Raw genomic sequence first — 10,451 nt, forward strand, 5'->3', positions numbered from 1 at the left:
CGGCAAGGGTGCATCATGCGGCTGGGACTGACAAGAAGACTGAGCGGGTTATTGCTGATGCTGAGCCTGGGCGCGGGTGCCCCGGTACAGGCCAGCGAGGCCCAGCTGGGCGGGGAGGAGCAGGCACGCTATCTGGCCGAGCTCAAGCGACTGTATATGACCAAGGACGAGCGCAAGGCGCTGCTGGCACACAGCAACGCGCTGCTCGACACCTTTGCGCTGCGCGCCGGCTACCAGCTGGGCAAGGCGCCAAAGCAGCGTAGCGACCTGCGCTACCAGCTGAGTATCTCCGCCCCTGGCGAGCTGCTGGTGCGCCAGGAGACCCGCCAGGAGCAGAGCAACAACCTGGCGGTGAGCAACCAGCGCCTGTCGGTGTTTGGCCTCGATCCTTATATCCGCTACGAGTGTCCGACCAGCGGCATCACCTGCGTGCTGAGCAATCCGGCCGACGGCAGCCCGTGGATCACCGTGCTGCGTGACCACCAGGGCGCGGCCGACCTGGCCAAGGCGATCAGCTTCCTGATCCGCAACCTGCAGAAGAACTGACCGTTCCGGTCATGCGAGAGCCCCGCTTCGGCGGGGCTCTTTCGTTGTGGCGGGGAAAAGTCGCGGTCAGCTGGCGGAAGAAGCCAGCGCCGCCGGGGCGCGCGACTTGCCCAGCCACACCAGGCCCAGGCCGCCGACCGCCAAGGCCGCGCCGACCCAGGGCACCGCGGCGTAGCCCAGCCCCTGGCTGATGGCCGCGCCACCCAGGGCTGCGCCCAGCGCATTGCCCAGGTTGAAAGCACCGACGTTGACCGACGAGGCCAGGCCCGGTGCCTGGGCCGCGGCCTGCATCACGCGCATCTGTACCGGCGGCACGATGCCAAAGGCGGCGGCGCCCCAGAGCACCAGGCCGATGGCGGCGCCGATTTGCGTGGTCATCAGCAGCGGCATGGCCAGCATGATCAGCGCCAGGGCGGCGAGCATCAGCTTGGTCGCACCCTCCAGCGACCAGTCGGCCAGGCGCCCGCCCAGGCTGTTGCCGAGGGTGAAACCGACGCCGATCAGCACCAGGGCGAAGGCCACGAAGCCCGGGCTGGCCTGGGTGATATCGGCCAGCACCGGCGCCACGTAGGTGTACAGGGCGAACATCGCACCGGCGCCCAGCACGGTGGTGCCCATCGCCAGCAGGACTTCGGGACGGGTCAGCACCTTCAGCTCGCGGCGCACGTCCGGGCGGGTGCCCGGCTCGCCCTTGGGCAGCGCCAGCCACAGCGCGGCGATGGTGACCAGGCCGAGCATGGCAGTGCCGCCGAAGGCCAGGCGCCAGCCGACCTGCTGGCCGATCCAGGTTGCCGCCGGCACGCCGCCGATGTTGGCCAGGGTCAGGCCCATGAACATGGTGGCGATCGCGCTGGCCTGCTTGTCGCGGGGCACCACGCTGGCCGCCACCACGGCGCCGATGCCGAAGAAGGCGCCGTGGTTGAGGCTGGTGATGAGGCGCGACAGCAGCAGGGTGGTGTAGCTCGGCGCGAGCGCCGACAGCAGGTTGCCAATGGTGAAGATGAGCATCAGCGCGATCAGCGCCGAGCGCTTGCCGAAGCGGCTGAACAGCAGAGTCATGATCGGCGCGCCGACCATCACGCCGATGGCGTAGGCGGAAATCAGCATGCCGGCGCCGGGAATGTCCACCTGCACGCCGTCGGCGATCACGGGCAGCAGGCCCATGGGGGTGAACTCTGTGGTGCCGATGGCGAAGGCGCCAATGGCCAGGGCAAACAAAGCGGCTGAAGACTTCACGGCGCCTCTCCTCTCATTAAGTGGAAGTGGTTGCGGTTTCTCGATGGCGCGCAGTGTGGCGGTTTGATCTTTGCCGATTAAGCCGTGGATCAGCCAAATACATTTGACTGGAAGTCAGTAATGCCAAACGCCCAGGCATAAAAAAGCCCCGCCAGTTTGGCGGGGCCGAGGAGTGAGGCGTCGATGCCTCAAAGCACAGCGTGATGCGTTACAGCAGCAGGGTGCGGATGTCTCCCAGCACGTCGCCCAGGCGCTTGGTGAAGCGCGCGGCGGCGGCGCCGTTGATCACCCGGTGATCGTAGGACAGCGACAGCGGCAGCATCAGGCGCGGCTGGAAGGCCTTGCCGTCCCACACCGGCTGCATGGCGGCCTTGCTCACACCCAGGATCGCCACCTCAGGCGCATTGACGATCGGCGTGAAGCCGGTGCCGCCAATGTGGCCGAGGCTGGAGATGGTGAAGCAGGCGCCCTGCATTGCGTCCGGCGACAGCTTCTTGGTGCGCGCCTTCTCCGCCAGTTCGGCGGCCTCGGCGGCCAGTTGCAGCAGGCTCTTCTGGTCGACGTCGCGGATCACCGGGACCAGCAGGCCGTCCGGGGTGTCCACGGCGAAGCCGATGTGCACGTACTTCTTGCGGATGATCGCCTTGCCGCTCGGCGCCAGCGAACTGTTGAAGTCCGGCAGCTCCTTGAGCAGGTGGGCGCAGGCCTTGAGCAGCAGCGGCAGCACGGTCAGCTTGACGCCGGCCTTCTCCGCCACCGCCTTCTGCGCTACGCGGAAGGCTTCCAGCTCGGTGATGTCGGCGCTGTCGAACTGGGTCACGTGCGGCACGTTGAGCCAGCTGCGGTGCAGGTTGGCGGCGCCGACCTGCATCAGGCGGGTCATCGCCACTTCTTCCACTTCGCCGAACTTGCTGAAGTCCACTGCCGGGACCGGCGGGATGCCGGCACCGCCGGTGGCGCCGGCCGCCGGAGCGTTCTTGGCCTGTTGCAGCATGGCCTTGACGTAGTTCTGCACATCTTCCTTGAGGATGCGGCCTTTCGGGCCGGTGCCCGGCACGGCGGCCAGGTCGACGCCGAACTCGCGGGCGGTCATGCGCACGGCAGGGCCGGCGTGGACCTTGCTGCCGTCACGCACCGGCGCGGCAACTGCAGCGGCGGCGGCCGACAGCGCAGCGATGGCGCCGACTTCGGCGGCTACCGCAGGCGCGGCGCCCGGCGGAGTGCTGTGTGTGGTCGCGGCGGCAGCCGGGGCCGGTGCAGCGGCAGGTGCCGGTGCTGCAGCGGGGGCTGCGCCGGCGACCTTGAGCTTGAGGATCAGGTCGCCGGTGCCCACTTCGGAGTCCAGCTTGACCACTACTTCTTCCACCACACCGGCGGCCGGTGCGGGGATCTCCATGCTGGCCTTGTCCGACTCCAGGGTGATCAACGATTGATCAGCCTCGATGGTGTCGCCGGCCTTGACCATGACCTCGATGACCTTGACCTTGCCGGTGGTACCGATGTCCGGCACATGCACGTCCTGCACGCTGGCAGCGGTCGGAGCCGCTGCGGGGGCGGCAGGCGCGGGAGCCGGCTCGGCGGCCTTGGGTGCCTCGGTCGCGGCCGGGGCAGCAGCAGGCTCGGCGGCCGGGGCAGCGCCCTCGACCTCCAGCTCCAGCAGTTCGTCGCCGGTCTTCAGCTTGTCGCCCAGCTTGACCTTCAGGCTCTTGATCACCCCGGCCTTGGGCGAGGGGATTTCCATGGAGGCCTTGTCCGACTCCAGGGTCAGCACGCTCTGCTCGGCCTCGATGCGATCACCGACCTTGACCAGCAGTTCGATCACTTCACCTTCGCCGCCGATATCGGGTACGCGTATCAACTCGCTCACAGTGCGTCTCCTCAGCAGTCCAGGGGGTTGGTTTTTTCAGGGTCGATGCCGAACTTGGCGATGGCATCGGCCAGCACCTTGGCTTCGATCTCGCCACGGTCGACCAGCGCCTCCAGCGCAGCCAGGACCACCCAGTAGCGATCCACCTCGAAGAAGTGGCGCAGTTGCTTGCGGGTGTCGCTGCGGCCGAAGCCGTCGGTGCCAAGGACCTTGTATTCCTTGCTGGGCACCCACTGGCGCACCTGCTCTGCGAACAGCTTCATGTAGTCGGTCGAGGCCACTACCGGGCCCTTACGGCCGGTCAGGCATTCCTGGATGAACGCCTGCTTGGGCTTCTGCCCCGGGTGCAGGCGGTTCCAGCGCTCCACGGCCAGGCCGTCGCGGCGCAGTTCGTTGAAGCTGGTGACGCTCCACACGTCCGAGCCGATGTTGAACTCGTCGCGCAGGATCTTCGCCGCCTCGCGCACTTCGCGCAGGATGGTGCCGGAGCCCAGCAGCTGCACGTGGTGGGCAGCTTCCTTCTTGTCTTCCTCGAGCAGGTACATGCCCTTGATGATGCCGTCCTCGGTACCGGCCGGCAGGGCCGGCTGCTGGTAGGACTCGTTCATCACGGTGATGTAGTAGAAGACGTTCTGCTGCTGCTCGATCATCTCCTTGATGCCGTGGCGGATGATCACCGCCAGCTCGTAGCCGTAGGTTGGGTCGTAGGTGCGGCAGTTGGGGATGGTCGCGGCCATGATGTGGCTGTGGCCGTCCTCGTGCTGCAGGCCTTCGCCGTTCAGCGTGGTGCGGCCGGCGGTACCGCCGATCAGGAAGCCACGGGCACGGCTGTCGCCGGCGGCCCAGGCCAGGTCGCCGATACGCTGGAAGCCGAACATCGAGTAGAAGATGTAGAACGGCAGCATCGGCTGGTTGTGCGTGGAGTACGAGGTACCGGCGGCGATCCAGCTGGACATGGCGCCGGCTTCGTTGATGCCTTCCTCGAGGATCTGGCCCTTCTTGTCCTCGCGGTAGAACATCACCTGGTCCTTATCCACCGGCTCGTAGAGCTGGCCGACCGAGGAGTAGATGCCGAGCTGGCGGAACATGCCTTCCATGCCGAAGGTACGCGCCTCGTCCGGCACGATGGGCACGATGCGCGCGCCCAGGTCCTTGTCCTTGACCAGCTGCGAGAGGATGCGCACGAAGGCCATGGTGGTGGAGATGTCGCGGTCGCCGGTGCCGTCGAGGATGGCCTTGAGGGTCTCCAGCGGCGGGGTCGGGATGCTGAAGCTCTGTGCGCGGCGCTGCGGCACGAAGCCACCGAGGGCGGCGCGGCGCTCGTGCAGGTACTTGTGCTCCGGGCTGCCTGGCTCTGCAGTGACGAAGGGCAGGTTCTCCAGCTCGTCGTCCTTGACCGGGATGTCGAAGCGGTCGCGGAATTTCTTCAGGCTGTCGATATCGACTTTCTTGGTGTTGTGCGCGGTGTTCTTCGCCTCGCCAGCACCGGTGCCGTAGCCCTTGATGGTCTTGGCCAGGACCACGGTCGGCTGGCCCTTGTGGTTCACCGCCTGGTGGTAGGCCGCGTACATCTTGTACGGGTCGTGGCCACCGCGGTTGAGGTTCCAGATTTCCTGGTCGGAGAGGTCCTTGACCATCTCCTTCAGCTCGGGGCTGTTGAAGAAGTGCTCACGCACGTAGGCCCCGTCCTTGGCCTTGTAGTTCTGGTACTCGCCGTCGATGACCTCGTCCATGCGGCGCTGCAGCAGGCCGTCGGTGTCCTTGGCCAGCAGCGGGTCCCAGAAGCGGCCCCAGACCACCTTGTTGACGTTCCACTCGGCGCCACGGAACACGCCTTCGAGTTCCTGGATGATCTTGCCGTTGCCGCGCACCGGGCCGTCCAGGCGCTGCAGGTTGCAGTTGATCACGAAGATCAGGTTGTCCAGCTTCTCGCGGCCGGCCAGGGAGATGGCGCCCAGGGATTCCGGCTCGTCGCACTCGCCGTCGCCCATGAAGCACCAGACCTTCTGCTTGCCGGCGGGGATGTAGCCGCGGCTTTCCAGGTACTTCATGAAGCGCGCCTGGTAGATCGCCTGAATCGGGCCCAGACCCATGGACACGGTGGGGAACTGCCAGAAGTCCGGCATCAGCCACGGGTGCGGGTAGGACGACAGGCCCTTGCCGTCGACTTCGCGGCGGAAGTTGTTCATCTGGTCTTCGCTGATGCGACCTTCGAGGAAGGCGCGGGCGTAGATGCCGGGCGAGGCATGGCCCTGATAGAACACCAGGTCGCCGCCGTGTTCTTCGGTCGGGGCCTGGAAGAAGTAGTTGAAGCCGATGTCGTACAGGGTCGCCGAGGAGGCGAAGCTGGAGATGTGACCGCCCAGGTCCGGGTCCTGCAGGTTGGTGCGCATCACCATGGCCAGGGCGTTCCAGCGCACCAGCGAGCGGATACGGCGCTCCATGAACAGGTCGCCCGGCATGCGAGCCTCGTGGCCGACCGGAATGCTGTTGCGATAAGGCGTGGTGATCGCATACGGCAGCTGGGTGCCGCTGCGGGTCGCCAGTTCGCCCATGCGAGTCAGCAGGTAGTGGGCGCGGTCTTCACCTTCTTTGTCGAGAACGGATTCGAGGGCTTCCAGCCACTCCTGGGTTTCGACGGGATCGAGGTCTTGCATGGCTTGCTCCATGGCGGAAAGGCTTCCAGAATCAGAGGCCTGGGCTCGTGCACGCGTTTTGGGCGGGCTACGTGAAGTCGTGGTCGACCAATATGTTCGTGGTCGCTTTTGTAGTTTTACTACATTTCGATGGCGTCTGTGGAGTCCAGGGCACAATCTTTAGTAGTAAAACTACAATTTTCGGCGAGGGCAGGGGCGCCTTAGGAGCTAGGGCGAGCCGCCCGTCCCCAAGGATAGACCATGAGTTTGCCCGTACTGGCTGCCCTTCCTGATGACCTGCAATCCCTTGCCGAACGTGCTCGGCCGCTGCTGCCGGCAGGCTGGCAGCAGTCCCGCGACGAGGCGCTGAGCAGGCTCTGCGCGCTCAGCGACTTCGTCCATGAGCAGGCCATGCGCGACCCGGAGCTGTTGCCGGCTCTGGGTGACAGTGGCGAGCTGGAACGGCGCTTCGCCGCCGGCGAACTGCGCGGCCAGCTGATGGAGCTGCTGCAGGACTGCGCCGACGAGGACGAACTGGGTCGACGCCTGCGGCGCTTCCGCAATCGCCAGCAGGTGCGCATCATCTGGCGCGACCTGACCCGCCAGGCCGATCTGGCCGAGACCTGCCGCGACCTCTCCGACCTGGCCGATGCCTGCATCGACGGCGCCTATCAATGGCTCTACCCGCGCCACTGCACGCAGTTCGGCACGCCGATCGGGCGCAACAGCGGCGAGGCGCAGCACCTGGTCATCCTCGGCATGGGCAAGCTCGGCGCCTTCGAGCTCAACCTGTCCTCGGACATCGACCTGATCTTCGGCTACCCGGAAGGCGGCGAGACCGAGGGCGTGAAGCGCGCGCTGGATAACCAGGAGTTCTTCACCCGCCTGGGTCAGCGCCTGATCAAGGCGCTGGACGCCATCACCGTCGAGGGCTTCGTGTTCCGCGTCGACATGCGCCTGAGGCCCTATGGCTCGGCCGGTGCGCTGGTGCTCAGCTTCAACGCGCTGGAGCAGTACTACCAGGACCAGGGCCGCGACTGGGAGCGCTACGCCATGATCAAGGCGCGCGTGGTCGGTGGCGACCAGGCCGCCGGCAAGCAGCTGCTGGAGATGCTGCGGCCCTTCGTCTACCGGCGCTACCTGGACTTCTCCGCCATCGAGGCGCTGCGTGCGATGAAGCAGCTGATCCAGCAGGAGGTGCGGCGCAAGGGCATGACCGACAACGTCAAGCTCGGCTCCGGCGGTATCCGCGAGGTGGAGTTCATCGCCCAGGCCTTCCAGCTGATCCACGGCGGTCGCGACCTCAGCCTGCAGCAGCGGCCGCTGCTCAGGGTGCTCGACACCCTGGAGGGACAGGGTTACCTGCCGGCGCCGATCATCGCCGAGATGAAGGAAGGCTACGAATTCCTGCGCTACACCGAGCACGCCCTGCAGGCCATCGCCGACCGCCAGACGCAGATGCTGCCGGACAACGACACCGACCGCGCGCGCGTCGCCTGCATCATGGGCTTCGCCGACTGGGCCGCCTTCCACGAGCGGCTGATGTACTGGCGCGGGCGCATCGAATGGCACTTCCGCCAGGTCATCGCCGACCCGGACGAGGAGGAGGGCGAGGTAGAGACCTGCATCGGCGGCGAATGGCTGCCGCTGTGGGAAGAAGCGCTGGACGAGGAGATGGCTGGCCGCCAGCTGGCCGAGGCCGGTTTCACCGAGCCGGCGGCGGCGTTCAAGCGCCTGATCGACCTGAAGAACGGCACCCAGGTGCGCACCATGCAGCGCCTGGGGCGCGAGCGCCTGGACGCCTTCGTGCCGCGCCTGATGGCCCAGGCCGTCGAGCACGACAACCCCGATCTGGTGCTGGAGCGGGTGCTGCCGCTGGTGGAGGCGGTGGCGCGGCGCTCGGCCTATCTGGTGCTGCTCACCGAGAACCCCGGCGCCCTGCAGCGGCTGCTCACCCTGTGTGCGGCTAGCCCGTGGATTGCCGAGCAGATCACCCGCTTCCCGCTGCTGCTCGACGAGCTGCTCAACGAGGGCCGCCTGTTCAGCCCGCCGCTGGCGCCGGAGCTGGCCGCCGAACTGCGCGAGCGCCTGACGCGGATTCCCGAGGACGACCTGGAGCAGCAGATGGAGGCCCTGCGCCACTTCAAGCTGGCCCATGGCCTGCGCGTGGCTGCCTCGGAGATCGCCGGCACCCTGCCGCTGATGAAGGTGTCCGACTACCTGACCTGGCTGGCCGAGGCCATTCTCGACCAGGTGCTGGCCCTGTCCTGGCGCCAGACCGTGGCCAAGTACGGCAACCCACGGCGCGCCGACGGCAGCCTGTGCGATCCGGACTTCATCATCGTTGGCTACGGCAAGGTCGGCGGCCTGGAGTTCGGCCATGGCTCGGACCTGGACCTGGTGTTCATCCACGATGGCGACTCGCAGGGCGAGACCGACGGCGCCAAGCCCATCGACGGCGCGCAGTTCTTCGCCCGCCTGGGCCAGCGCATCATCCATCTGCTGACCACCCAGACCACCTCCGGCCAGCTCTACGAGGTGGACATGCGCCTGAGGCCCTCGGGGGCGGCCGGCTTGCTGGTCAGTTCGCTGTCCGCCTTCCAGCGCTACCAGGAGAGCGAGGCCTGGACCTGGGAGCACCAGGCGCTGGTGCGCGCCCGTGTGCTGGTCGGCTGCTCGCGGGTCGCGGCGGCCTTCGAGCAGGTGCGTGCGCAAGTGCTCGGCCGCGAGCGCGACCTGCCCAAGCTGCAGGCCGAAGTCAGCGAGATGCGCGCCAAGATGCGCGACAATCTGGGCAGTAAGGAAACCGCCGCCGGCACTGCGGAAAATGCCTTCGAGGCCGCGACTTCCTTCGATCTGAAGCAGGATGCCGGTGGTATCGTCGATATCGAATTTATGGTGCAATACGCGGCCCTGGCGTGGTCGCGGCAGCATCCCGAGCTGCATCGCTACACCGACAACATCCGCATTCTCGACGGCCTGCGTGACGTGGGATTGATGCCCGCCGCCGACGTCGAACTGCTGCAGGAGGCCTACAAGGCCTATCGCTCCGCCGCCCACCGGCAGGCGTTGCAGAAACAACCGGGCAAGGTCGCTGGCGACCAGTTCACCGCCGAGCGACGCAGCGTGATGCGCCTGTGGCGCGAGCTGGGTCTGAGCTGACCTGCCCCCAACCGAAGAAGACTGAGGAGTGGCAAAGATGTCGATGTCCGACCGCGATGGCGTGATCTGGTATGACGGCGAACTGGTGCAGTGGCGCGACGCTACCACCCACGTGCTGACCCACACCCTGCATTACGGCATGGGCGTGTTCGAGGGCGTGCGCGCCTACAACACTCCGGACGGCACCGCGATCTTCCGCCTGCAGGCGCACACCGATCGCCTGTTCGACTCGGCGCACATCTTCAACATGCAGATCCCCTTCTCCAAGGAAGAGATCAACGAAGCGCAGCGCGCCGCGGTGCGTGAGAACGGCCTGGAAAGCGCCTACCTGCGTCCGATGGTGTTCTTCGGCAGCGAAGGCATGGGCCTGCGCGCCACCGGCCTGAAAGTGCACGTGATCGTCGCCGCCTGGAACTGGGGCGCCTACATGGGCGAAGAAGCCCTGAAGACCGGGATCAAGGTGCGCACCAGCTCCTTCACCCGCCACCACGTCAACATCTCCATGACCCGCGCCAAGGCCAACGGCAACTACATCAACTCGATGCTGGCCCTGCAGGAAGCCATCTCCGGCGGCGCCGACGAGGCCCTGCTGCTGGACCCGGAAGGCTACGTGGCCGAGGGTTCGGGCGAGAACATCTTCCTGGTCAAGGACGGCGTGGTGTACACCCCGGAAGTGACCTCCTGCCTCAACGGCATCACCCGTAGCACCATCCTGACCCTGGCTGAAGAGCACGGCATCAAGGTGGTGGAGAAGCGCATCACCCGCGACGAGGTGTATATCTGCGACGAGGCCTTCTTCACCGGCACCGCCGCCGAAGTGACGCCGATCCGCGAGGTGGACGGCCGTCAGATCGGCATCGGCCGCCGCGGCCCGGTCACCGAGAAGCTGCAAAAGGCCTACTTCGACCTGGTCACCGGCAAGACCAGCGCCCACGGCGAGTGGCGCACCCTGGTCAAGTGAGACCGATTGAAAAAGCGTGACTGCGCCCCAATCTGCTAGTCAC

Annotated in this window: 6 protein-coding genes; 3 read left to right on the forward strand and 3 right to left on the reverse strand. The window is 66.6% G+C overall.

What is annotated here, in order from left to right; all coding sequences use genetic code 11:
• The first annotated feature begins 57 nt into the window (after window positions 1-57).
• On the forward strand, window positions 58-546 hold the full coding sequence (locus PTT45_RS09065; protein WP_273812833.1) for a hypothetical protein: 489 nt from the start codon (window positions 58-60) through the stop codon (window positions 544-546).
• A 66-nt stretch (window positions 547-612) separates the two neighbouring features.
• Here PTT45_RS09065 and PTT45_RS09070 read toward each other — a convergent pair whose 3' ends face one another.
• From PTT45_RS09070 to aceE, 3 genes are all read right to left on the reverse strand, one after another.
• The gene (locus tag PTT45_RS09070; protein ID WP_273812835.1) at window positions 613-1,782 is read right to left on the reverse strand and encodes an MFS transporter; all 1,170 of its coding nucleotides are present in this window, start codon (window positions 1,780-1,782) and stop codon (window positions 613-615) included.
• A 208-nt stretch (window positions 1,783-1,990) separates the two neighbouring features.
• Window positions 1,991-3,649 (reverse strand): dihydrolipoyllysine-residue acetyltransferase, encoded by a 1,659-nt coding sequence (gene aceF, locus PTT45_RS09075; RefSeq protein WP_273812836.1) that lies wholly within the window; start codon window positions 3,647-3,649, stop codon window positions 1,991-1,993.
• Window positions 3,650-3,660: 11 nt separating this feature from the next.
• Window positions 3,661-6,306 (reverse strand): pyruvate dehydrogenase (acetyl-transferring), homodimeric type, encoded by a 2,646-nt coding sequence (gene aceE / locus PTT45_RS09080; RefSeq protein ID WP_273812838.1) that lies wholly within the window; start codon window positions 6,304-6,306, stop codon window positions 3,661-3,663.
• 240 nt (window positions 6,307-6,546) lie between these two features.
• Here aceE and glnE point away from each other — a divergent pair, with 240 nt between their 5' ends.
• Both glnE and PTT45_RS09090 read left to right on the forward strand, forming a co-directional pair.
• Window positions 6,547-9,447 (forward strand): bifunctional [glutamate--ammonia ligase]-adenylyl-L-tyrosine phosphorylase/[glutamate--ammonia-ligase] adenylyltransferase, encoded by a 2,901-nt coding sequence (glnE, locus tag PTT45_RS09085; protein ID WP_273812839.1) that lies wholly within the window; start codon window positions 6,547-6,549, stop codon window positions 9,445-9,447.
• A gap of 37 nt (window positions 9,448-9,484) precedes the next feature.
• Window positions 9,485-10,408: a branched-chain amino acid transaminase gene (locus PTT45_RS09090; RefSeq protein WP_192315103.1), complete on the forward strand. Its 924-nt coding sequence runs from the start codon at window positions 9,485-9,487 to the stop codon at window positions 10,406-10,408.
• Window positions 10,409-10,451 lie beyond the last annotated feature (43 nt).

This window comes from Pseudomonas sp. Gutcm_11s, from assembly GCF_028649395.1.
GTDB lineage: Bacteria > Pseudomonadota > Gammaproteobacteria > Pseudomonadales > Pseudomonadaceae > Aquipseudomonas.

What these genes read in the sequence shown, in the direction of transcription:
- PTT45_RS09065 (WP_273812833.1), top strand. Translation starts at nt 58, where the DNA reads ATGCTGAGCCTGGGCGCGGGTGCCCCGGTACAGGCCAGCGAGGCCCAG.
- aceE (WP_273812838.1), bottom strand. Translation starts at nt 6,306, where the DNA reads ATGCAAGACCTCGATCCCGTCGAAACCCAGGAGTGGCTGGAAGCCCTC.
- glnE (WP_273812839.1), top strand. Translation starts at nt 6,547, where the DNA reads ATGAGTTTGCCCGTACTGGCTGCCCTTCCTGATGACCTGCAATCCCTT.
- PTT45_RS09090 (WP_192315103.1), top strand. Translation starts at nt 9,485, where the DNA reads ATGTCGATGTCCGACCGCGATGGCGTGATCTGGTATGACGGCGAACTG.